Source organism: Gillisia sp. JM1 (assembly GCF_000424645.1).
GTDB lineage: Bacteria > Bacteroidota > Bacteroidia > Flavobacteriales > Flavobacteriaceae > Gillisia.
In genome coordinates this window covers 19,737-44,472 of sequence record NZ_KE384220.1, presented here as the reverse complement: position 1 = coordinate 44,472, position 24,736 = coordinate 19,737, and the positions used below count along the sequence as shown (strand labels likewise).

General features: G+C 33.1%; 24 protein-coding genes and 2 pseudogenes. 1 reads left to right on the top strand and 25 read right to left on the bottom strand.

What is annotated here, in order from left to right; genetic code table 11:
- Positions 1-66: 66 nt before the first annotated feature.
- From H033_RS0119150 to H033_RS0119105, 9 genes are all read right to left on the bottom strand, one after another.
- Entirely contained in the window at positions 67-1,116 is a 1,050-nt protein-coding gene (locus tag H033_RS0119150) for an L-dopachrome tautomerase-related protein (protein ID WP_026839736.1), read from the bottom strand.
- A 155-nt stretch (positions 1,117-1,271) separates the two neighbouring features.
- A complete protein-coding gene (locus H033_RS0119145; protein ID WP_026839735.1) occupies positions 1,272-1,784 on the bottom strand; it encodes a VOC family protein in 513 nt (170 codons plus the stop codon).
- A 162-nt stretch (positions 1,785-1,946) separates the two neighbouring features.
- On the bottom strand, positions 1,947-2,579 hold the full coding sequence (locus tag H033_RS0119140; RefSeq protein ID WP_034886613.1) for an SDR family oxidoreductase: 633 nt from the start codon (positions 2,577-2,579) through the stop codon (positions 1,947-1,949).
- 56 nt (positions 2,580-2,635) lie between these two features.
- Positions 2,636-3,619, bottom strand: a complete 984-nt coding sequence (locus H033_RS0119135; RefSeq protein ID WP_026839733.1) for an NADP-dependent oxidoreductase — start codon at positions 3,617-3,619, stop codon at positions 2,636-2,638.
- Between the two features lie 47 nt (positions 3,620-3,666).
- On the bottom strand, positions 3,667-4,119 hold the full coding sequence (locus tag H033_RS0119130; RefSeq protein WP_034886611.1) for a MarR family winged helix-turn-helix transcriptional regulator: 453 nt from the start codon (positions 4,117-4,119) through the stop codon (positions 3,667-3,669).
- A 5-nt stretch (positions 4,120-4,124) separates the two neighbouring features.
- Positions 4,125-4,550 carry a DoxX family membrane protein gene (locus H033_RS0119125; RefSeq protein WP_026839731.1) on the bottom strand — a complete coding sequence of 142 codons (426 nt, stop codon included), beginning with the start codon at positions 4,548-4,550 and terminating at the stop codon, positions 4,125-4,127.
- 392 nt (positions 4,551-4,942) lie between these two features.
- Positions 4,943-7,111 carry a T9SS type B sorting domain-containing protein gene (locus H033_RS0119115; RefSeq protein WP_231367674.1) on the bottom strand — a complete coding sequence of 723 codons (2,169 nt, stop codon included), beginning with the start codon at positions 7,109-7,111 and terminating at the stop codon, positions 4,943-4,945.
- Between the two features lie 344 nt (positions 7,112-7,455).
- The gene (locus tag H033_RS22250) at positions 7,456-7,689 is read right to left on the bottom strand and encodes a hypothetical protein (RefSeq protein WP_231367673.1); all 234 of its coding nucleotides are present in this window, start codon (positions 7,687-7,689) and stop codon (positions 7,456-7,458) included.
- A 213-nt stretch (positions 7,690-7,902) separates the two neighbouring features.
- A complete protein-coding gene (locus H033_RS0119105) occupies positions 7,903-8,961 on the bottom strand; it encodes a flavin monoamine oxidase family protein (protein WP_026839729.1) in 1,059 nt (352 codons plus the stop codon).
- 511 nt (positions 8,962-9,472) lie between these two features.
- On the opposite strand from H033_RS0119105, the gene H033_RS0119100 reads away from it, so the two are divergent.
- Positions 9,473-10,507: an AI-2E family transporter gene (locus H033_RS0119100; protein ID WP_026839728.1), complete on the top strand. Its 1,035-nt coding sequence runs from the start codon at positions 9,473-9,475 to the stop codon at positions 10,505-10,507.
- A 126-nt stretch (positions 10,508-10,633) separates the two neighbouring features.
- On the opposite strand, the gene H033_RS0119095 is transcribed toward H033_RS0119100, so the two are convergent.
- The 16 genes and pseudogenes from H033_RS0119095 to H033_RS0119020 all read right to left on the bottom strand — a co-directional run bounded on the left by H033_RS0119095 (position 10,634) and on the right by H033_RS0119020 (position 24,674).
- Complete coding sequence (locus H033_RS0119095) at positions 10,634-11,614, bottom strand: alpha/beta hydrolase (RefSeq protein WP_026839727.1); 981 nt, start codon at positions 11,612-11,614, stop codon at positions 10,634-10,636.
- A 5-nt stretch (positions 11,615-11,619) separates the two neighbouring features.
- Positions 11,620-12,234 (bottom strand): ABC transporter permease, encoded by a 615-nt coding sequence (locus tag H033_RS22245; protein ID WP_231367672.1) that lies wholly within the window; start codon positions 12,232-12,234, stop codon positions 11,620-11,622.
- Positions 12,235-12,307: 73 nt separating this feature from the next.
- Positions 12,308-12,442 carry a hypothetical protein gene (locus tag H033_RS22340; protein WP_262489329.1) on the bottom strand — a complete coding sequence of 45 codons (135 nt, stop codon included), beginning with the start codon at positions 12,440-12,442 and terminating at the stop codon, positions 12,308-12,310.
- Between the two features lie 55 nt (positions 12,443-12,497).
- The gene (locus H033_RS22240) at positions 12,498-12,860 is read right to left on the bottom strand and encodes a TolC family protein (protein ID WP_026839726.1); all 363 of its coding nucleotides are present in this window, start codon (positions 12,858-12,860) and stop codon (positions 12,498-12,500) included.
- Between the two features lie 92 nt (positions 12,861-12,952).
- The gene (locus H033_RS20740) at positions 12,953-13,408 is read right to left on the bottom strand and encodes a Crp/Fnr family transcriptional regulator (protein ID WP_231367677.1); all 456 of its coding nucleotides are present in this window, start codon (positions 13,406-13,408) and stop codon (positions 12,953-12,955) included.
- 1,236 nt (positions 13,409-14,644) lie between these two features.
- Positions 14,645-14,797 carry an ATP-binding protein gene (locus tag H033_RS22335; protein ID WP_081661918.1) on the bottom strand — a complete coding sequence of 51 codons (153 nt, stop codon included), beginning with the start codon at positions 14,795-14,797 and terminating at the stop codon, positions 14,645-14,647.
- A 302-nt stretch (positions 14,798-15,099) separates the two neighbouring features.
- Positions 15,100-16,053, bottom strand: coding sequence for a calcium/sodium antiporter (locus tag H033_RS0119060; RefSeq protein ID WP_026839724.1), 954 nt, complete (start codon positions 16,051-16,053; stop codon positions 15,100-15,102).
- A 1-nt stretch (position 16,054) separates the two neighbouring features.
- A complete protein-coding gene (locus H033_RS0119055; RefSeq protein WP_026839723.1) occupies positions 16,055-16,540 on the bottom strand; it encodes a mechanosensitive ion channel domain-containing protein in 486 nt (161 codons plus the stop codon).
- A 169-nt stretch (positions 16,541-16,709) separates the two neighbouring features.
- Complete coding sequence (locus H033_RS0119050; RefSeq protein ID WP_026839722.1) at positions 16,710-17,210, bottom strand: YqhA family protein; 501 nt, start codon at positions 17,208-17,210, stop codon at positions 16,710-16,712.
- Positions 17,211-17,572: 362 nt separating this feature from the next.
- Positions 17,573-18,208: pseudogene (locus H033_RS20735) on the bottom strand (DUF2490 domain-containing protein); the annotation flags it as partial.
- 169 nt (positions 18,209-18,377) lie between these two features.
- Positions 18,378-19,271, bottom strand: coding sequence for an IS1595 family transposase (locus H033_RS0119040; RefSeq protein WP_026839721.1), 894 nt, complete (start codon positions 19,269-19,271; stop codon positions 18,378-18,380).
- 255 nt (positions 19,272-19,526) lie between these two features.
- Positions 19,527-20,366 carry a helix-turn-helix domain-containing protein gene (locus tag H033_RS0119035; protein WP_026839720.1) on the bottom strand — a complete coding sequence of 280 codons (840 nt, stop codon included), beginning with the start codon at positions 20,364-20,366 and terminating at the stop codon, positions 19,527-19,529.
- A 186-nt stretch (positions 20,367-20,552) separates the two neighbouring features.
- Complete coding sequence (locus H033_RS20730; RefSeq protein ID WP_231367671.1) at positions 20,553-20,939, bottom strand: hypothetical protein; 387 nt, start codon at positions 20,937-20,939, stop codon at positions 20,553-20,555.
- Between the two features lie 689 nt (positions 20,940-21,628).
- Positions 21,629-22,801, bottom strand: a complete 1,173-nt coding sequence (locus tag H033_RS0119025) for a pyridoxal-phosphate-dependent aminotransferase family protein (RefSeq protein ID WP_026839719.1) — start codon at positions 22,799-22,801, stop codon at positions 21,629-21,631.
- Between the two features lie 12 nt (positions 22,802-22,813).
- Positions 22,814-22,966, bottom strand: a pseudogene (locus tag H033_RS21505) (putative 4-hydroxy-4-methyl-2-oxoglutarate aldolase); the annotation flags it as partial.
- Positions 22,967-23,048: 82 nt separating this feature from the next.
- Positions 23,049-24,674: an isocitrate lyase gene (locus H033_RS0119020; protein WP_026839718.1), complete on the bottom strand. Its 1,626-nt coding sequence runs from the start codon at positions 24,672-24,674 to the stop codon at positions 23,049-23,051.
- Positions 24,675-24,736: the final 62 nt, after the last annotated feature.

Genomic DNA, 24,736 nt, shown 5'->3' with positions numbered 1-24,736 from the left:
AGCTTTGCTAATATGATAGGGTCTATTAGAAATTTCTGAGAATAACGCTAGTAAGAATAATTAAATCTAGTCCAAACTTATCTTGTTGATACTAAACTCCATATTTATTATAGGTCCAGTAATCTCATTGATCCTGGAGTTGGTATAATAAAGGCTATTCTTATAAATACTGAAAGTATCTGCCCATCTAATTTTTTCGCCTTCTGCAAACGTGCTCATTTTTCCAGAGGAAATATTCAGTTTCATAATTTTTTGCTGTTCCAGATCGGCAAAATATAGATTTCCTTTTGTGTCGAAGAGCATTCCATCTGGAGCAGGAGTTTTCTTAATAAATTTCACTTCTTTTTGTATAGCTTCTTCTGTACCATTAATCAAAACTTCAGTCGGTACAGCATATAGACCATATCCGGTCAATGCATGGTAATAAAGTAGATCGTTTTCTGTATCAAGTGCAATACCATCAGAATGTACGGTGTTGTTCCATCTGTTATCTTCTATAATTAAATGATCTTTTTCTGCTAGAGTAGAGTAGTGGTTATTCAAGACTCTTTTGGTAGTTCCATCAACAAGATCCAAGATCACCAATCCAGCATGGCCGGAATCTGTGATATAAACTTTCTCTTTTTTCTTATCTATTCGCAGATCATTCATATAGGAATCTTGATGAAAACTATCTTCCTCGAAGATATAAGTCCGTTTAAGAGTTTGAGTTTCCAAATCGAAGACAAATACTCGTGGACTATCTAAAACTCCTTTAAAAAGAGCATTGCGAGTATCTAAAACATATAATTCATCTTCAAATGCGATCACAGATTGTACTCCTATGAAAACTGAGTCTTTTTGAGCTTGCCCAATTTCCCAGGAATTCCAATTTTCATTAGGAAATGCATGAGAAATTCCATTTTTATCTATTTCTACCACAGAGTTTTCTACATCCTTTCTCCATCGCGGAAAATTAGCAAACATTCTTCCTTGATCGCTTATGCTTAATCCTGTAATCTGCTGCCCTTTAAAGTAGGTAACTTCTTCTATTTTTTTGTCTGAAGTAGTGGGAGCGGTAACAGATTTACAACCTATAATCGTTGCTATACTTAAAATCAAAAATATTTTATTCATGGTATTTCGTATGATCTGATTATAACTTTAATTATCAATTACTAGTCACAAGAAAAGATTTTTTTGCACCAATAGTAGCGGTGTTATACTTAGTTTAACGCTATAATAAAACCCTTACTTATAGTTAAAACAAGGCTTGTTTACTATTTATAGGCCTATTCTGCATAGGCTCCAGAGGAATAAGTTAATTCATAACTATGTGTATAAATCTCGAAAACTATCCCAAATGGATCTTCTACATAACACATTTTAAATGGTTTGTCATTGGGGTAATATTCTCTTATGGGCATACGTTGTTTTCCGCCCAGAGAAACGATCTTATCAATCAAGTCTTCAATATTTGGATCTTGAATACAGAAATGGAAAAGTCCTGTGTTAAAAGGATTGAATTCCGGAGCTTCTTTTACGCCATGTGGGAATGAAAACAACTCGATCCCGATACCATCTGATGTAGACATATGGGCGATTTCAAATTCTTTCCAATCGTCTCCAAAAACATCAATACACATTTGTCCGATAGCGGTTTCCTTTTCCTTTTTAACTGTAGATGGCTGCATAATAATATACCAACCCATCACATTTTCGTAAAAATTCACTGCTTTTTTGATATCTGGAACTGTGATCCCTATATGGGAGAATGATTTTGGATATGTTCCTTTCTTTTTCATATGTAGATATATCGTTTTTTAATTGTCTCCTGAAACCTATCAGTAGCAATTCGCATATCTATATAGGTTTTTGTATTGTTTTAGCATTATGCTCATTTCATAACTCTCTATTTTAATGAATGGATTACCTGAATCAGGAATCAATCCGTTTGAGATTGATTTTTATAAACGCACTGCTTTTTCAATTGGAGTTTCCCCAGAAAGGATTTCAAAAACTTGATTTTTTCTTACATCATCATCCAGAACTTCCACTAAAGTTTTAGCTACATCTGCTCTTGAGATACTTCCTTGATTCTCAAATTTTTCCTTTAACTGGATCTTCCCAGAAGCGCCGTCATCTGTTAGTGAACCTGGTCTTACAATACTATATTCTAAACCACTTGCTTTTAGATAATTATCAGCATTTTGTTTTGCTTTTAGATAATCTTGAAGCTCATCACTTATAGAAGGATTATCTGCTCCCATGGAACTTAACATTACAAATTTTCCTGTTCCTGCTTTCTTAGCGGCATCGGTAAGTTTTTTTGCACCTTCCTGATCTACTCCAATTACATTCTTCCCTTTAGAACCTGCAGCAAAAATTACTTTATCTGCATTTTTCACCGCATGGTCTAGATCTTCTTCAAGATCAGCCATAACGGTCATTACATTTTCTTTTTCAAAATGGTCTTTTTGTTCTTGCTTTCTAACCATCGCGATAGGCTGATAGTTTTTAGATTCCTTTAATAGATCAATAATGATTCTTCCTGTAGTACCGTTAGCACCAGCTACTAGTACATTTTTCTCTTTGCTCATAATCATTTTTTTATTTGTTATAACTAGAATAGATATCAGCTTAATATTTAAAATATTTAGGCTAGACTTATAATCACTTTTCCTTCTGCTCTTCCTGTAGCCAGGTATTCATAGGCATCTGCTCCATCCTCGAGAGAATAAATAAGATCTACTATTGGCTTAATAGTTCTATCTTCAACCATAGTTGAAATTTCTTTCAGTTGTTCTGCATTAGGTTGCATCCATGTTAGTTTGTATACAGCTGATTTCTCTTTAATAAGTTTTGCTAATTTTTCGGGTAGTTTATAATCGGTCATACCCATTTGCTTTGCTGTTTCCTCATCTGGCGGGCCCACTATTGTAGTTACTTTTCCGCCTTCTTTAATAATTTCAAAAGCATCAAAGGTATAATCGTCTCCTAAAGTGTCGAAAACGATATCCAGATTATTAGCAACTTCTTTATAATCCTCAGTTTTATAATCGATCACACGGTCGGCTCCCAATGCTTTTACCCAATCTACATTTTTAGTACTGGTAGTAGTATAAACAATAGCTCCTTTTGCTTTGGCATACTGAATGGCAAAACTACCTACACCACCGGAGCCTGCATGAATAAGAATTCTATCATTTTCCTTTATACCAACACGCTCTAAAGCTTGGATTGCGGTGAGTCCAATTAATGGTAAACCGGCAGCTTTTTCAAAAGAGGCGTTTTCGGGTTTTTTAGCAACCAGGTCACTATTTACGGCTACAAATTCTGCTACTGTACCCATTTGTTCTTGTGGCACTCTAGAATATACTTCATCCCCAATTTCGAAATTTTTCACATCTGCACCTTTTTCGACTACCACGCCACTTACATCAAAACCTATTGTACTCGGCAGGTTTAAAGAAATCATATCTTTCAGCTTTCCTTCCACCATTTTGTAATCTATTGGATTTAATGCTGCTGCTTTAACTTCAACTAAAATATCATTTGGTTTTATAGAAGGTTTTTCGATCTCATTTAGAGATAAACTTTCTTTAATTTCACCGTATTTTACTATTTGTAGTGCTTTCATATCAATTTTATTTTCAATTCAACTTCCTGTAATTTAATCAATTTGCTCTAATTTTCCGATTTTTCTTTTAAGACATTAATCCATTGATCTAGTGTGTCCTTTAATAACATCACATCGGTAAGTTCTACTTCTTCTGAAAGCAATGTGTTGAGAAGTTTTCGCGGAACCTCTGAAGCATGACTTTTAAGAGACTTGCCTTTTTTAGTAAGTTCTACCCTTACACTGCGCTCGTCTTTAGTTGATCTTGTGCGATTGAGCAAGTCTATTTTCTCCATTCGCTTGATCAATGGGGAAAGTGTGTTGGTATTCAAGAGTAATTTTTCACCTATTTGATTTATAGATAAGTTACTATGTTCCCATAGAACCATAAGGACTAGATACTGCGGATAGGTAATCCCCATTTTTTTTAAAAATGGCTTGTAAGCTTTTGTTATAAGCCTTGAAACAGAATAGAGTGGAAAACAGATTTGATTGTCTAGTTTTAATTGTTCTAACTCCATAATAATTATTTTTTTGAATTCCTCCAAGCTTTCCATGCACCAGAAGACCATAGCGCCCATGCGATGAGAAGAGGTTGAAAGAATAGTCTAATTAGCCTTGCTCTATCAGAATTTAAAGCTCCAAAAGCATCTCTTCCGTCTAGATATTGTGCAATGTTGCCGGGAAAAATCAGAATAAAAAACAGTGCTAATGCCCATCCTATTCTTGCACGCTGCTTTTTCCAGAATAATAAGCTGAGACCTAAGGCCATTTCAACAATACCAGAAAGGATTACCACCAGATCTTTGCTTAAAGGAACCCAGTCTGGCACCTGAGTCTGAAATTCAATTCTATTGAAAGTAAGATGACTAAACCCAGCATAGATCATAAATAAGGCTAATAGTATTCTGAAAACATTTTGTATTGTAGTAGTTTTAACTTCGTTTTTCATAGTTGTAAATTATAACGCGCAAAATAATATCGTGCACGATGCAAATTTAAGGAGCTATTACAAAATCGGAATTGAATTCTAATAGACTTTATTTATTACAGATAATGAGTACCTATATTACCATTTGTAGCATACGCCAATCAATAGCTATTATAAATTTGTTGTAACAGTATCAAATCGTTTAAGGGCATTTTCATAAAGTTTTGGGTCTGCATAGGCTTTAGCCAAATCTGTTGCAAGTCTGTCCAAACTAGAGGAGAAGAGAACTGCAATGTAAAGTATAATGATTCCACTAAAAGGAACTAGTCATTTCCAATTTCGTTTTCTCCAAGATTTTTATTTAATCAATTCGCTATTCATAACTCTATTTTAATCCTCTTTTTATAAACATTTTATTGAAGGGAGCGAATAAGTGAGAAATTACCATGATAATAATTTCCATTTGTAAAATTAAATTGAAACCAGTAATCATCTGAAGGCATTTCTTTTCCATTAAAAGTTCCATCCCAGCCATTTCCCATTGGATCAAGTTGTTTTAGAAGTTTTCCATATCGATCAAATATCTGTATAGGTGAACTGTTTCTAATTGAATTCCCTTTGATGATCCATTTATCATTATAACCATCGTTGTTAGGAGTGAAAAACTTTGGAATTTTTAAATCTCCAATAAACTCAGGCTCCTCCTCGCAAAATTCAGATATTAATTTAAATGTAGTTTCAGTTACGCAGTTTGCGGAATTATCAAAACTTACTCTGGCTGTAATTAGCTCTTCTGAAGGTTTTGAATTTGTATAAGATACTGGCAGTGGTTTGGGTATTTTATCTCCATTTTCACCATAATAATCAACGGTAATACCTGTGTTGGAAACTTTAATTTCCTGGTCCATTGCCATGAGATTAAAGTTAGAATAACCATCATTTACAGTATCACATGAAAGGACATCTGCTATTTTTATGGGGTTTAAACTATTCAATTCAAGTTTTATAGCATATGAATTGAAACACATAGCATCAGAATATACACTTACTCTATAAATCCCTGCATTGATTTCTGAAACATTCTGTATTGCTGGAGTAGGTTCTGTGCTTGTAAAATTGTTGGGCCCAGACCATTTATAAGACGTCCCCGCTTCCGTAGAAAGGGATATACTAGATCCTAAGCAACTAGTTAATGTACTATAGGTTTCTGAAGATTCATTTATAGAATTCATCTGAAGTTTTACAATCCATTGATCCCAACCTCCATTAGTGTTTTCAGATTTATCCCCAGAAGCATTGGAAGTGGACCAACCTCCAAAAATGTAGCTCCCATCACTTGCTGCAAGTACTGAATTTAATTGATCAGTTTCAGTACCTCCAATTGTTTTGTCCCATTCAATAGTGCCTTCACTATTCAGTTTTACTAACCAAAAATTTCGCTCTCCAGGATTATCTTCGGATTTGTTCCCTGATGTATTTGAAGATGTCGAAATACCTACAATAAATCCATTGTCGTTAGTCTCACTCACATATGATTCCCAATCTGTACTATCGCCCCCTAAAGTTTTTTGCCATAAAACATTCCCATTTTTATCAAGTTTCAAAACCCAGGCATCCACAGAATTACATACTGAATTTTCAGATTTTTCACTGGAGATGTTAGAACCTGAAGTCCCACCTACAATATAATTTCCATTAGTCGTTGGTTTCAAAGAAGATAGATTATCTCCGTTATTTCCACCAATAGTTTTTTGCCATTTAATATCTCCGGACTCATCAATCTTTAAGATCCAATAGTCGGCAACTAGGAAAGAACTCCTAGAATTTTCTGTTTTTTCACCAGAAATATCAGACATAGAAGAGCCTCCAATAATATAACCTCCATCATGCGCTTTTATGATTTTCTTAGCAGAATCTCTTTGAGAACCACCTATTGTTCTTTGCCATTCAATATCGCCAAGGGAATTAATTTTGACAATCCACATATCAGTAATCCCTCTGGAATTTTCAGATTTCTCTCCTGAAATATTAGATTGGGATTCTCCAACTAAGATATAACCACCATCATTAGTTTCCAGAACAGAAAAGAGCCTGTCGGTATCATCGCCTCCATAGGTTCTGTCCCATAGAATATTTCTTTGCGAATCTAATTTCACAACCCAATAATCATCTTTTCCTCGGGAGTTCTCCGATTTCTCTCCTGAAATATTGGAGTTGCTATAACCCCCAATTAAATACCCTCCATCACTAGTTTCAATTGTAGAATTTGCTAAATCAAAATAACTGCCACCTATTGTTTTTTGCCAAATTAATTTTCCGTCATTTTTGTTTATTTCAGAGATCCAATAGTCAATAATTCCTCTGGAATTTTCAGATATATCTCCCGAAATATTAGATTGTGAATAACCACTTAATATAATATTACCATTTCTAGCTGTGATCATATGGTGTAAGGCGTCATTCTTAGAACCACCTAGGGTGTTTTGCCAAACAATGTTTGATTGAGATTGGCAATGCACTGAATATAGGATACTCAATATAATTAGAAAGTTTCTGGAGATAGAATAAAACTCAAATTGCATGGATTTTCTTAAATTAACTTTTAGATTTTTATTTAAATAAAAGAAGATGTAGATGAAAAACATTCATATTTAGTTATTGTAAAGACTACAAACATACTTAATTAAATTGTCCAATATTACTTCTGCAGCAACTTGACTACCCTCTAAAGAAGGATGGAACCCATCTGGGCCGTAATATTCATTATTGTTTGTGGAATCAATATAATTTTTCCAAATCCTTCCAACTGGTAGTAAAATTGAGTTGTTGGTTGATGCTGCGTCCTCATGATTTTTTATGACACCATCAAACGTATGATAGTTTTTTAAGGATGGCCAAACCATAAAGCAACATAGTTTGACATTATTTAATTTACATAATTGGCTGTATTTCTTTCCGTATTCAATAAGTATTTTTCTACCATCATCTTGTGAGGAAGAACCTTGCTGAATATTGCAAAATCATAATTTTTACTTGAAATTAGTTTTTGGACTTGCCTTTCATTCCATTGGTATTCAATAGCATAGTTAGGAAATGCAATCATTTTAATATTAATTTCAACTCCTTTTAGTATTGCATTTTTCTTTACAAGCTTTGGCAAGTTATTGGTAAAAGTAAGACTGTTGCCAATAAATAAGACATTGATTTTCTGTTTTGAGATATTGTCACTGATTTCTTGTTTACAATATGAATTAGGATTTATGATTATTACTAACGGTCTTGCTCAATACAAATAGTGGAGTAGAGACGAGTTCCTAATGGCTTAGTTGTTTTATAATTGGTGTCTAAATATCACTTTTCACTAGAATACCCTTTATTCGCGAGAACCGACATTGGCGGTTATTATATTTTTAGCAGTTACATTCGCAGAATATACTGCACCCTCCATATATCCAGGAAATTCGGAAGCTGCTTCTGAGCTGGAAATTAATAATTTATCATCATAAAAGGATTTACTAAAAATCGGGTTTCCATTATTTTGATGAGGATAAAGAGCAATATCAGATGCTTCAAAGGTGTTTTCTTCTTTGCTCCAGATACATTCCTCATAGTCAATAAAGTCTTCAGCTTTCTCTCCAAAAACATTTTTTATTTGATCAATAACTTTAGCACGTCTTTCTTTATAAGTAAGTTGTTTAAAGGATGAATTGATGAATCCACAAAGTGCATATTTTGACCTTTCGTGATTACAATGATCATATAATTCGGTTATAGGTCCTGTATTACTGAATAAAGTTCCAGATAGATCTGCTTGCTGCCAAAATGGTTGATCATAGGTCAATGCAATTTTAATGGAGTCTTCCATCCAGGTCTGCGTTTGTTGAGCTAAACTGATCAAATTCTCTGGTAAATTAGGCTCAAACAAGATTCTTCTCGCCCATAATTTAGGAGGAATAGCCAGAACAACTCTATTTCCTTCATAGACTTTATCTGTTATTACCTGAACAGAATCATTGAGAAATTTAATTTCTTTTACAGATTGATTTAGTAATACATCACCCTTATCTAATTTCTGAGCCAAGGTATTTATAAGATTAGATGTTCCATCAGAAATTCTATAACTAGGTGGTTGACTAGGGATTTGTATAGTTTCTACTGGAGAAGTAGAGAAGGGCTGAAAAAATACTTTCCCATCCATATATTGTTCAAAATATTCAATTTCTAATTCCTCCAATAAGGCCTTCAAATATGTATGTTGAGCGCCAAACCAGGTTGCTCCCATTTCAACCGGTGTATTATCTTTTCCATATACAGTATTTATTCTTCCACCAACTCTAGGTCTTGCCTCTAGAATTTTAAATGGAATACCTTCTTTTTTTAGTCGGTAAGCTGTTAAAAGACCCGATAAGCCTGCTCCAATTATTAGTATCATTTTGTAAAAATAATGAAGTGGAGACTAAATTATCTTCACTTTAGTAATTAATATTGAAGTTAGTAAAATCAAATATTATCAAGATATTCGAGATTAATTACATTTTAATTATATCTATTGCGCAGCATATGTGCAGTGTAAACCTTGAGAGGGTATTATCCCATTTACATTCTACTGGCTTTTTTAATTCTACTTGTCAAAATGATTATTTCACTTTGGTGTTTTTGTGTTTTTTTTTTCAAAATTAGAATAAGGTGCGAGTATATATTTATTAGTTCTTTTTCAAGAGTGATAATTAGTATGAATTTTTTCGAGAAAACTCTCCTTCTTTGCAGCTTAGATAAAAATCAAATAAATTACCAAAAACTCGAAGAGTTAAAGTAAAAAGAGTTTTGAAATTTGCAAAGACATCAAGATAAATGAAAGCGCGGAGGAGAGAATAAAAAAATTTCGGCTAAATTTACAAACCAAGTAAAACTAAAAGAATCAGAATTTTAATCAAAACCACCATATGAGTGATTCCAAAATAAGTATATCCGGCAGTTATTTGATAAAAACGTTCCTTATTATTGGAAGTATTTTGACAATTCTATACATTGGATCCAGCCTTATACTGCCCCTGCTCGTTGCGGCAATTATTGCTATTCTTTTAGACAAACCCAACAAAAAACTGAAGCAGTGGGGATTGCCAAACTGGCTGTCCATAACATTGTCTATCATTTTTATGATAGTGATTTTTGTGCTGCTCACTTGGCTCATAAGCTCACAGTTAAATACGATGGCAGGCGATTGGCCTACAATAAAGGAAAAGGCGGCCGAAAAACTGAATGGCTTTTCTCAATGGGCTAGCAAAAATTTGAATTGGAATTACAAGGATTATATCGCAAATAACAAAAGGTTGATTGAAAAGGCGGAAAGTCTGGCAGGTTTCTTTTTGTCTTCTATAATGAGTTTGCTGTCACAATCACTTTTAATTTTTGTGTATATAGTCCTCTTATTGATGCAAAAGAAAATGTTTATCAATTTCTTTAAAAAACTTACTACCAACCCTTCTGCAATGACATCCCTTTTAAGTAACTCAGCACAAATAATTAGTGATTATCTTTTTGGGAAAGCTAAGATTATGGTTTTTTTATTCGGAATCTATTATCTTGGTTTTAGCCTAGGATCTGTTCCCTATGGACTGTTTTTGGCTGTTTTTGCGGCGCTTTTTTCAATAATACCTTATGTTGGTAATATTATAGGCGGCGGTATTGCAGTAATCTTGTCGTTTTTGTACTCAGGTGCAACCCCTGCACTTATTGTGATTGGTGTGATTTCCCTGACGCAATTAGTGGAAAATTATATTCTTACTCCCTGGATTATAGGTAAGGAAACAAACTTGAATCCGTTTATCACGGTGTTTGGCATTATTCTTTTTTCGGCGCTGTGGGGAGTTGTAGGCGCCATTATTGCTCTGCCCATTATTGGCGTACTGAATGTGATTTTCGAGCATACTAAAGGAATGGAGGCCTATGCATATTTAATAGAAAAAAAAGAACAATAGCTGTGTTTTCAACTTTGCATTTTCTACTTAAATAGAGCGAGTAACTTGATAATATTCTATTTATATTAATTGAAGAGAGGGGCATGATAACCGGAAATGGCTTTCAATCATGGTATAATTGAGGTATTAAGCAAGGCTATTGTCTAGCCATGCAAAAATCTTCGAATAGAGCTTTTCTCTTACTGCCTTTTTTGAAAGAACCAAATCGTGCATTCCGTTTTCAATTTCCAAAACACTTACATTGCCATTCAATTGGTGAGCATTTTCTTTAATATGATCCACATTCAAAACAGCATCTCCTTCTTTAAATTTCTCAGTCCAATATTTTTCGTAGACAGAATTATCACTATGCATCACAAGTGCGGGCACATCTATAATGGATTTGTTTCGAATATTTACTTGTGCGCTTCGAATAGTTCTAATGAAACCAAGATTCACTTTCGGAATATTATGTGGTTTCCAAAGAAGAGAATAGTTCCATTCCCCATATTTTTCTATATGAAGACTATACCCGTAGAGTTCTGAAAATCCACCTGAAATAGGAATATTAGGCAAATATTTACCAATAAATGAAAGTATTGGGATACCAACTGTCCTCTCTAAGTAATTTAAATTAAATTCATAAAAAGGACTGTTACAAATCAACCCATGAAATAGGTTGCTATTTAAATGAGTAACAGCGTAGTTGGTGGTTATAAGCCCTCCGGTTGAATGCCCCATTAAAATTACTTGATGGTTGTTTTCAGATTTAATGATTTGCAAGGCAAGGTCTAATTCTTCATCATATTCTAAAATGGAACGGACGTTATTAAATTTTTGATGGCTCAGGTAAGATCTCCCATACCTTCTTAAATCCAGTGCATAAAAATTATATCCTTGTTGGTTAAATCTTATAGCCAATTCCTTCTGAAAGAAATAATCGTTGAAACCATGGACATAGAGGATTGCCTTCTCTGATTTATAATCGGAAATTCGACGTATTAATGTAGCAATCACTTCACCTTCATAATCATTGGAAAGCTTTAGTTTCAGTTTTTTAAATCCATCACCCAGAACATCACGATGATATTCCTGGGGTGTATTGTCCATAGATTTATTTTCTTGCATTTTAATTAGTCTTGTGCTGTCATTAGTGAGTTTTTTGGATTTTTACGATACCTATATATTTTAAGTTGAAGCAATAGCAGGATAGTAATAAAGGTGACAAAAATAATGATCACTAATATATTAATTTCTGGAGCAATCGAGGATATGTCCCCGCCGTAAAAAGCTATTTTTCTAAAAGCACTTAAGAACTGTGTCAACGGAATAAATAGCGCTACACTAGATATAGCATCAGGAAAAGCTAAGCTTGGCCATGTGAATCCACTAAGAACAAAAGCAGGAGTAGAAATAACCATTAAAAGCTCTGTCGCTTTTAATTGACTTGGAATTGCTATTGAAAACAGCATACCTATAAACATAGAGGCTAATGTTAAGAGGGATACTAAAATTAGCATAGGGAAGTTAAATACATCTGCATCAATTTGAAAGTAGGGGATAAACAGACCTACAATTGCCCACATTATTGATATCATCAATAAGAATGGAAAAGATTTAACCGTAATATGATATATAGAAAACTTGCTTTCCTGAATTAGATTTCGAAAATAGCTGTATTCAAAATCCCGGGAAAAAACCAAAGCCATGGCCAAAAATATAATTTGTTGCATAATAGCTGCGATCATTACGGGCAACATAAATGTTACATAGTTAGTTGCCCGTGGAAATATATAGTTTATTAAAATTGATCTTTAAACTTTAAGATGCCGCAGCAGCTTGAGTATGATGAAGCCCGGTTTTTTTTAGATCTTCTATTTCAATATCTGCATTTAGTGTCATTAAAACAGATTGAACGCTTTTGCTGGCAGTGTTGGTATTTACCATATTTGCCATATTCAAATCAACTCGTATTTCAGGATATTCTTGTTTTGTAAATCTGGAACAGGAGTTAGTGGGATGTTAGCACTGGGAATGGACTATTAAAAGCTATAGCGGCAGCCTCTTTAATTAGTAGCTTTTGTTTTGAGATTAAAATATTTTGGGTGTATTCATCAAAGGAAATATTATCATCTAATCTGGTATAACTTCCATTAAATGTGTCTTTAGGCAGGAAAACAGACTTAGCCAATTTTTGATCTACTTGAGCTTGCTCTGCATTAAAATATTGGATTTTAACACCGTGACTTTTATTAAGCCTCTTATTAATAAGGCTCTTAAGTTCCGGGTCTAGTTGCTGAGCTATATAAATTGATGAAAAAAAACATACAAAAGCAAGAAAAAATATGCTAAGACGTGATTGGTTTTTTTGCATTGTAGATAATTTTAATATTAATAGTTTAAAGGTAAATGAGATGCTATTAATTTCTTTTGACCTAAATCAAAAAGTGAAGTATTTTCTTAAGGTTAATCATTACTTCTTATGCGGCTAAGTGTTTCTTGTGACATGCCCAGATATGAAGATATATAGCCTAAAGGAACACGATGAGAAATTTCAGGATATTCAGTGAGCATATAATTATAAAGCTCTTTTGCTGTTTGGAACTGAAGTGCATTAAGTTTTTGGACAAATCTGGCAAGCGTATCTATGGTTAAAAGTCTGACAAATTTTTCCATATGATGATATTTAGCTAGCAGGAAGTCCATTCTTTCTTTAGTAATACTGTATAAAACAGAATCTTCTATAATGTCTAAAGAATAAAAACTTTGGCTTTGCTGGAAGTAGTTGTCTACACTAGAAATAAAGCTTCCATTTCCAAAAAACCATTGAGTCACTTCTTTCTCATCATTTTTTAGATAGAAACTTCTTCCAATACCCTTATCTACAAAATATAATTTATTGCAAACCTTAGCCTTATTCAGTATAACCTCATTTTTTTGACATTTTCTTTTTCAAATTGAGCTAGAATTTCATTGAGTTCTTCGTGAAAAAAAGACACGAACTTTACTAGGGAATCAGTAATCATAAATAGTATTTTGTGAATTTTCGCCCTAATATATAGCTACAGGTTAAAATCGTTTTTAAGCTGCTAAATCTCTTTTGGAGCGCTTCAACCCGTGTTAGATAATCTTTTGTTTCTACCATAACCCTTGTGCTCATTAGGCCTTTAGGTTTATATTTCCTGACCCATTCTTTGTTAGTCGAGGGTGCAATCCCATAGAGTTCAACTAGTTCATACTTAGTATTTTTTCCAGTACTAAGTACAGATGAGATTTTTAATTTGAATGGTTCGCTGTAGCATCTGGCTTATCTGTCATTTTTATATATAACTGTTTAGAATTATGTAGCCTTTATTCCGCACGAGTCAAATGAAACTATATTAAATGCATGAATTTCCGTAATCGCACTTTTCAACCACTTTTGGGTAAGTATTGTTACGCTCTGGTTTTATTTGTCTTTTTTAATATGTGCAGTTATGGCATAAGCAAACGCAAAACCAAACAATAAGGTAACTATTCCTGCAAAATATGGTATAAATTCAATCATTTTTCTTTATTTATTAGATGTAAGTATATTCCAAAAGACAGTAATGAAGGAACCCAGAGACCAATAAAAATAGCTTGGTTTTGGTGGCCATTAAAAAATAAAATCTCAGAATAAATAAGCGAAAGTATTGCTGCTAGAAAAAGCAACTTGTCAGTTAAGTTAAATTTTTTAAACATTTTTTTACTTATGATAATTTCCTAATCATTTGGCTTTTCGGTTTCGCCCCGTTTTTTAAGTGATTTCTAGTCTCCACTTTTATGAATTTAAAGATACATGTTTTTGCCACATAGATTATTGGTCCACGGGTTTTTTGACCATTAAATTTGTTTCAACTTATCGAAGTGTTTTATATGCTTTAATGGCTATTGGCTTTTTTACTCAATTTATGTTTTTGATATGAAAAGCATAAATATAATAGTCCATATTAAACAGGTAACTAATTTTGTTTATTCGTGTTTCTTTTCAGCTTGTTGCAAATGGTCTTGCTAAGCGCAAGAGACATGGAACAAGGGTGCGCGATAGCTAGCTTAGGTTTGAATTATTATTTTTAAAGTGAAAAAAGGTATATAATTGAATACCTGCTATTTGAAAGTAACTGATGTTGGCAATCGCTATTTTTCAAATGTGAATAAGAACTTGGCTCCCTTTGTTGGTTCTGACTCTACTTTTATTGAGCCACCACTATTTTCTATTACTTTCTTTACTGTTGCTAAACCTATTCCGGATCCATTATCCTGAACAAAAACTGGTAATGAGTGGTTGATGCTGCCACCCCAATTTCAATTTCAACATTTTTCTTATTCTCATAATCAGTTTCTGAAAGAGTGTCGAGTATAGAGTATGATTCTAAGTCTTTTAATCTATCTCTTTCTCGTATACTTCTGGTTTTAACATTATATATGTTTAATGATTGCCAAAGGTCTTGGTTAATCCAAGTTGCGTGCGGTAGGGACAAATAACGATATCTCTCGCAATTTTAGGCTTAGTGTTTTGATATTTGGACTCGAATATATCACTTTTCACGGAATTGCCAACTTTTTGAGATAACCGAACTTGTGTTGCGTTTTTATAATTCTTTCGTCACCAGATAACCAGTATATATCAAATAAAATGCTAATAATATTAATGCTTCCCATCTGTCAAGTTTTTTTCTTTTTCCTGTAAACATTGCAATTATTAGGAAAACTGTTCCTCCAATCAATATGGCAAAATCTTGATTGAAAATCTGATTATATTTTATGGGATTTATTAAAGAGCTAATTGAAAGGATAAGCAAAATATTAAATATGTTTGAACCAACAACATTACCAATAGCTATGTCACTATTCTTTTTAAGGGCAGCAACTATTGAGGTTATTAATTCTGGCAATGATGTGCCAGCAGCAATTATGGTTAATCCAATTATTTTTTGACTAATTCCAAAATCTGTGGCTATACCTATGCTATTATCAACAACTAATTTTCCTCCAATGATTAGTCCGATAAAGCCAATAAGAATTAAACTCCAAATCTTAATATTTGACTTTTGAATATATGGAACTACTTCAGTTTTTTCCGTTTTCATTTGTTTAAATATATAGTACAGAAAACTTATGAAAGATATAAGTAAAATAATTCCGTCAAGTCTTGATATTTCCGAGTTTTGATTTATAAAAAAATCGTTTGCAAGTCCAAATAAAACTACTGTAATTATCAGGGATATTGGGATTTCTCTCCAAGCGGTTGAAGACTGTACAGTAATTGGATAAACTAAACCTGCGATTCCTAAAATTATAAATAAGTTGAAATTATTACTTCCAATTACATTTGCCAAAACTATATCTGAAAGTCCGTCTAATGAAGCTACTGAATTAACAACTAATTCAGGTGCGGAAGTACCAAAAGCGACAATGGTCAAACCGATGACCAAATCAGGAATATTGTACTTTTTCGCCAAGCCTGATGCTCCATCAACAAGCCAATTCGCTCCAAAAATCAAACCTGCAAATCCAACTACAATCAATACTAATGAAATAACCATATTATTGATTATTTATTTTTGTTGCTTTCTGTAGAAACACATTGTTGGGAATCATAATTTTTTCATTTGTATCTGTCTTCAAAATTACATAGAATAGTCCTATGTCAGACACTTGTCCTTTAATATCAAATTCCTTATCAATAATTGTAATTGATTCTCCCAATTTTACAGGATGGCTTATAAATATGATTAGAGCAGAAGATATATTAGAAAGTATTGACCATTGAGCAAATAATGCTATACCAACAACTGCGAGGACAGAAGTAATGAAAGTTAAAAGTTTTGTCTGCTCAACTCCCCAAATTGCTATTATTAAAATTATCAGTGTTATAAGAAGGAACAAATTGATAAACTTCAAAATAGGTCTTACCCGGTATTTCGAATAATTGTACTTATTCTGAATTTTTGCAAAAAAATTTCTACTTAAATATCTTAAAACTAAGAAGGAGGCAACTGCAATAATGGTTTCTATTATTCTAATTTCCATTTAACTGTTTTTTAATTGGATATTACTTGTTTGAAATAAGCTTTGGTGATTCTCGGTACACACCTCTCGAAATTAAGGACTGGTACTGTAAAATCTTTGAATTTTCCAAGAATTTTTAGACCAAACCATAATTTATAAACTTTGTTTCCTCCTGTCTTTTAATAATTTTTTAATGTTCCCCTTTATCTAATTTTAGAAATTTCAATCCAAGTGCTAATAGAAGAACAGAGATTGGAATTATCAAAAATTCCCATTTCAAATCGTGAATATTTTCGATGATTACCTCGAGAAAAAGAACAAAAAGAATAATAATGATAACTTCTGAAAGTATATTTTTTAAATGTCCAATATTTGGTATCCTAATCCATTTTAAGACTCCCTTATCCTCAACATCATTTTTATTAGAAATGAATAGTGTAAAAGTACCGTAGGCAAAAATGAAAAGTGCCAGAGCTATTAGGAATGTATCTAATGCTTTCATTAAATATAATTTTGCATTATCTATAGAATGCAAGTGCTCATTCCCTTCCGGAATATAGTCAAAAAATAGTATTTCAATCGCGTTATAAGTTTTCCAAGCACCAACAAAAAAAAGTAGTAAAGAACCTATAAGGCAACAAATTATTGCTATTAAACTAACATAACGGAATATATAAAATGGTTTTTTCATAAAGTTTAAATTTGGCAGTGTTGTATACAGTTAGATTACCAATTTTAGATGATGAGGCATAATTTTATTTGAACTCATGCTTGTTAAGTTTACGGCTAGCAATGACTTTCCAGTTTTGAATTTTTTTTAATTTCTTAGGCAACTTTATTTCAGTATTTTAATTTGACGAATTTTGAATTTCAGCACGATTTTTTTAATTGCTATTTATTAGTCTTGGTTAATGCAAGAAGTGTGGAGTAGGGTCTGGTACAGATAGCTGTAGAGATTGTCAGTTTAGTTGTTTTCACTTGGTCTCTAAATTATCACTTTATACTAAATTGCCTGGTATTTGCAATTATCCGGTGGTATAATAGACTACAATTCTAAAAGTTCACAAATGTGATAATATTAATTTGATCGCGACTAGTTGTTTCAAAAAACTGGTTCATATAACCCAGCTCTAGTCTTATATTCTTATTTAAGTGATAGCCAATACCACCATAAAGCCTATTTCTATCAAATATCGAAGATTCTGTGTTTAGAAATATTTCATTATAGGCTGACAAATATAAATGTTTGCTATCATTATCCGCCTCCACTAAAGGGATGTTCAAGCTTAAAAAATATCTGAATCGCATTTTATAATCCTCTTCAACGAAGCGCTGTTCAAAACGATAGCGATGATTTATTTTTATAATTCCTACGTTTTGTTTTGAAGTGAATTGTTGAAAAATGCGATGCTCATTTATCGATGTTTTATTATCACTATTATCTACGTAGTTTTCAGATAAAATATAGCCATAGCCAATTAAGAAATTGTTGTTACCCTCATTGAAAGTATAACCTAATCCTGTTCTTAATAATAATTGCTCCAAATCTCCAATGGCATTGTAGTTTCTATATTGAACTTCGTTGTGGATATTCCAGTTTTGATTTATCTTTTTATTTCCAATATAAATTAGCCAATTCCCAAGATTGCTATCTTGGCCACTCGCTAAAAAAGGTAAAAGAAAGGTTAATAAAAAAAAGTGTTTCTACATTTTATTTTGTTTATGAACCTAAAAAGAAGGTCTTTTTGTTAATTAAATAAAGGCAAAAGAGAAAGAGTGGTCAGTTATGCTAAAAAGGCTGTGTCAAAGCAATTAAATTATTTTGACCACTCTTAAATCAATTTATAGAGGTCGCTACTTAAGTACATATTAATTTGCTATGGTATAATTTTGGTTTATCCATCATTCTGGAAATAAGGTTGTGCAATATAGTTCTCTTGCTTCCACTTCTGTTCAATCTGTAACAAAATTCATCAAAGTATCCATTGATATGAAAAGGACTCACATAGGAATAGGTGGTGCGGATCCAAGATTTGACCTGATGAATCATAGTGTGCAGAATCTTGAAGTTCTTCCCTGTATCGCTGGGTATCTGCTCAATTTTATAATCCTTGGCTATTGGCCTATAACCACGCCACAGATCTGTAGTGACATTGGCAGATCTTGAAATATGCCTATCGAATATTGGACGCAGTTCTTTGGCAGAAAAGTCATTTATCTGGTTCACATACATTCTTTTCACTTTTTCTTTATCTGTTAGCTCAAGTGCAACGACAGCCTTCTTTTTCTTGCTGTCATAGCTTCTACCGACTTTACCATCCTCTTTACCGCTCACCACAAATTCATCTATCTCCACTCGATTGACCATCGGGAAATTCCCACTGGACTTCATGGCCTCACGAACCTTGTACATGAACATTCGTGCGGTATATGGGGTGATGCCCAGTCGCTTTGCCAAGTAACTTGCAGATAGGCCACGGGTGGTGGTCGCCATTTCAAAACAAATAATAAAAGCCTTGTCCAGTCCGAATTTCACTTTATGGAATAGTGTATTTGCCGAAGGTGACTCCGTGTGGCTACACTTATTACAGGTGCGACTGTAGTTGGCACGTACCTGACACCTGGAATGACTGCATTTCACGCATATAAAGCCTTTTTTCCACTTGATCTCGGATAGATATTCCTTACAAGAATCCACAGAATTGAACCGAGCATAGAACTCTTGGGCATTTTGTCCTTCAAAATTAATCATAATATCCCTTGTTTATGGGTTACGAAGATATGAAACTAAATAGCGACCTCTAAATATTTATTTTGATTCTTAATTAATGCTTGATAAAACAAGCAATTGTAATTATAGTGCAAATGTAGGTGGGGACTTCAGCTTCTTATTTATTGACATGATTCAATAAGTCATGAAAACTGGTCAAGGTAAAGTTTTTTGTAAAAGAAAGATTTTTGATTAAATCTAAATATCTAAAAATCAGTTATTTAATAAAGTTTATTTTTAACTCGAGATATCTTTTGGACTAATTCCAAACTTGTTTTTAAAGGCTATGCTGAAGTTAGACAGGTTGTTATAGCCAATATCTAAATAAATATCTGAAGCTTTTAATTTACCACCTTGTAATAGTTCTTTAGCTTTTTGTAGGCGCTTGTCTTGCAGCCATTTTCCAGGAGGTTTGTTATATTCGTTTGTAAAATGTCGCTTAAATGTCGATAGGCTCATGTTACATAAAAAGGCAATTTCTTCCAATTTCAAATTAAAGTCTACATTACTTTCTATTACATTTTTAAAGGGTGAGATCTCTTTTGAAATTAAAGAGTGTAAATAAAATTCGAATTTATTACCGTATTTGTTAAGCAGATACAGCATTATTTCTTCAAATTTTAAAGATAATAAAGCATCGCTATAACTATCTCCAGCCAATGCGATAGAGGATAAGGAGTTTATAAAAGACGCAATATAATCGTCATTTTCAATAACGAAATAAGGCACATCTTCCTTATATGGTTTTATATCGTTATTGTACTTACTCAGAAAATCTGTGAGTTTCTTCTCAGAAAAGAAGAAAAGCTTGCAGTAGTAAATTGCTTCCGTATCAAGTAATTCTGTCCAAAGCCAATTTCCTTTTTTAAGAAGTAAGGATTGGTCTTTATTCACAGCAACCGATTTGCCTGCAAAGTGAACCTGTTTTTTTCCAACTTGTAAAAAACTAAACATGTTCATTCCTAAATTAACCTTGCTTTTAACAACATTATTGGTCATTTTAAAATCATAAGCGAATAAATCGGAATTCTTTTTTTTGTCCCTAATGTAGATTTCAGGTATATTCTCTATTGGCATCTGGATTTTTTTGCTGAAGGTAAAGGTCTTTAATAATGCGAGTAGAGTGAAGTAAAAAATGAATTATTTTCGGCTTAGTTGTTTTATACCTGAATTCTAAAACATCACTTTTCAAAGAAATGCTTGCTATTTTCGATAATCGATTTGGTAGTATGATTAAGAGAGAACAAGCCCATATAACCTATTTTAAAATTTAAAGTTGTGATTGTCATAGCTGTCTTCCATTATTTTTATTTCGTTATTGCGCAAAATATTTCTTTCGTATTTGTTGTGAATTGTAATTATTGCTAGTCCGAAAAGAACAGCTACCACAATGAGTATAATATTAACTAATCCACTAACTCCAAATGAAATTCGAATTAAAATCGTCGAAATAATAAAGCCAGAGTTTCTTATGATTTTATGAAATTGGTCGGTGTAAAAGAATGTAATTAAAAGCAATACTACATCTACAAGAATTAAAACGGTAAAAATTTGATCAAAAAAGAGATTATTGATACTATCAAATGATGGAAATTTGTTGGAAGATAAAGAAGTTTCTTTAAACCAATCTAGAAGTGTATATAGTGCCATAAAGAAAAATAAAGGCACCAAAATAATCGCAATTACCCTTTTCTTTTTAATGAATTTTTCGAGTATAGGTTTTAGGTTTGTTTGTTGCTCGAATTTTCGATTTCCTTGCTTTTGAAATTGAAATATCAAATAGAAAAGCAAAAGAGATCCTACTAAATCGTAAGTAAATTGTAGGTCTTCTTTAGTTTAGCCCCCAATAAGTTCGGAGTGATATTTTAAATTTCAAATAATACCTTTGAGAATAATTTTTCAATTTTTCCCCGCGTATCTTCAGAAAGAAGTTTATCAAATAGGAATGGTAGGATCATTATTCTATTCATATAAAATATTTTTGTATACCCGTTTAGAGTCCAGTGACCAAATTATCCTATCTGAAATGGTCGCGTCACCCAGTCCCGAACAATCCGGATTTTCAGGGTCTTATACCATATATTTGAGATGCTGAAACAAGTTCAGCATGATGGTAACAACCTGTAATTAATTAATAAAAAACTATTTACTGGAACAAAAGCGGACATACAGAAATATTTTTACTTATTTCGATAAATTGATATCGTTTTCAATTACTTATATCAGACTTTAACAGATAAAGTAAAGAGTTTGGATCCTACTTATAGCATAGCCAGTACCGCCACTATAATTTTGTATTCACAAATTTTCCTAGCTCATTTTTGTATTTAAAGGTTTAATTAATTAGATCTCAAGAGTTCATTTTGAAAAGCTTGTAGGCTTTTTCCAGATACCATGTCATGCCCCAATTCTAACAAAGCACGTTCTATGGCACCTAATACTGCAATTAGATCATTTGATGATACCGAGCCCATATGACCTATTCTAAAATAGGAGGTTTTTATTTCTGAAAGTAATCCACCTGCAACTATAACATCATTACTAGCTATTTTTGAAAGTAATGCCGCGCCATCAATCCCTTTTGGATAGTAAACTGCTGTAAGAGTATTAGCTGCTATTTGTTTTGTTTTTGGTAATATTTCAAGGTCTAGTGCAGTTATTCCAGCTCTAAAAGCTTTTGCTAAAAGTTGATGCCTTTTCACCCTTTTGTCCATACCCTCTTTACATATAATTTTCAAGCTAGTTTCTAATGCAACAATTAAATTAACTGCGGGTGTTCCGAAATAAGAAGGTCTTCTTTCTTCGTAAGCGCTCATTATAGGCAACCAATTATTCCAATCTGCGTAATAATTGCATACAGGTGTTTTTCTATTTTTCCAAACTTCCATCGCTTTTTCCGAAGCCATTAAAAGCGCAAGTCCCGGAGGCACACCAATGGCCTTTTGAGAACCGGTTAAAACAACATCAAGCCCCCATTCGTCTTGATTGATTTCTTCTCCTGCAACCGAGCAGACGCCATCTAAAATACTTAAGGTGTTATATTTCTGGGCTAATTTCACTATAGGTTTCGGATCTACCAATATTCCAGTTGAGGTATCTACATGTGTAATAGTCAGCGCTTTAAAATTTCCGGTTTTAAGCTCTTTTTCAATTGCTTCTAGGGGTACATCTTCGCCTGTAGGAGCTTCTAAAATAGTTGTGTTTGCGCCATAACGATCCAAAATATCTTTAAAGCGTTTACCAAAATATCCTGTGGAAATTACCAATACACGATCTCCTTGTTCAATAAGATTGGCTGCTGCCATATCCATAGCTAATGTACCAGTTCCTGAAACGATAAAAGGCTGTCCTTTTGGTGACTTCCATACTTGCCTCATCAGTTCAAGGCTATTACCAAAAACCTCTATAAAATCTGGAGCTACATGACTAGTAGTAGCCATGCCTAATGCTTGTAATACCTCTGGTTCAAATTCAATAGGACCAGGAATCATAAGTAATTTTCTACCTTTCATTTATCTTTTATTTTATTTCTTCAAATTAAGTTTGCTAACAAGTATCCCATCTGTTTCTGCATAAATATAGTCATCTGAATTAAAATAAACACCTCCAAATTTAACTGGAACATCTATTTCTCCAATATTGCGTTTAATACTTTTAATTGGAGTAGCATGTAAACATACTACAGGTAGTGTTTAATTTACTAATATTGACTAAGGCAACACTTTTATATGTTGCCTTGATCAATTTGTAGAATAATAATTATTTATCTAGAACAAGTTCTGGCTTTGCTTCAGTTTTTTTGATTATAAACTGATTACTTGTATTCTTTTGTCCTCCTGCTTTTATAGCTTTATCTCCTGCAAAGAAGCTTTTGTGATCATCTCCTAGGTCTGAACCTGCCATTCGTTGATGTTTTACACAAGAAACGCCTTTGCGAATTTCTTGTCTTTGAACCCCTTTCACATAAGCTAACATGCCTTCTTCTGCAAAATACCCTTTTATTAGTTCGTTCATATGAAGAGCAGTAGTATGATATGTTGGTAACGTAATTAAGTGATGGAAAATCCCTGCATTTCTTGCACCATCAATTTGGAACGTTTTAATTTTCTCGTCAGCACGATGACATAATTCACTACCATCATATTCTGAATCCATTAAATTATTTCTATCATAAGCGGTCATGTTTTCGCCTTCAGAAAGCATTTCTTCATATGCTTGATTACGGAAGTTTAAAGTCCAGTTGAAAGATGGGGAGTTATTGTAAACCAATTTCGCATTAGATACTACTTCTTTAACTCTGTTTACCATATAAGCGATTTGCTTAACATTTGGTGTTGGTGTTTCAATCCATAAAAGGTCTGCTCCATTTTGAAGACTTGTAATACAATCTAATACCACTCTATCTATATTGGAGCCATCTTTAAATTTATACAAACCATTGGATAATCTTACAGGACGTACTAATTTCCCATCTCTTTTTAGAAGAACATCATCTTCTTTAGCATCTTTTACGTCAATTTCTTCAGCTTCTACAAAAGCTAAATATTGAGAAGCTAAATCTCCAGGTTCTTGACTAACAGGTAATTTTTGAGTTAAGCTAGCTCCTTCAGAATCTGTTCTTGCAACTATAACTCCGTCATCTACTCCTAATTCTAAAAACGCATATCTAATTGCATTTAATTTTGCAATAAAATCTTCATGAGGTACCGTAACTTTTCCATCTTGATGCCCACATTGTTTAGCATCAGAAACTTGATTTTCAATCTGAATAGCACAAGCTCCAGCTTCAATCATTTTTTTGGTTAACAAATAGGTCGCTTCTTCATTTCCAAAACCAGCGTCAATATCTGCTATAATAGGCACTATATGGGTTTCAAAATTATCTATTTGACCTTGCACATCTTCTCCTTTTTCAAGTCTATTAAATAGATCATTTAACTCAATAGCATCTGCTTGACGTAAGAAATCATAAATTTCTTTTATTAATAAAGGAACAGCAGTTTTCTCGTGCATAGACTGATCTGGCAATGGTCCAAATTCTGAACGTAAAGCGGCTACCATCCAACCAGAAAGATATAAGTACTTTTTACAGGTCGTTTTATGATGCTTTTTGACAGCTATCATTTTTTGCTGCGCCACAAAACCATGCCAGCAACCGAGTGATTGCGTGTATTTAGATGAATCTGCATCGTAATCTGACATATCTTTTCTCATAATGCCAGCTGTATATTTAGCGATATCCAAACCTGTTTTAAAACGATTTTGAGCAATCATTCTTGCCGCGCTTTCAGAATTGATTGCATTCCAGGTTTCTCCGTATTTTTCTTTAAGGTTTCTAACCGTGTCTAATGCAGATTGATAATTACTGTGAGCTAAATTTTTCATAATTTTGTAATATGTTATTTATTATTAATAATTAGATCCTGTTGATTGTTGCCGCAATCGCA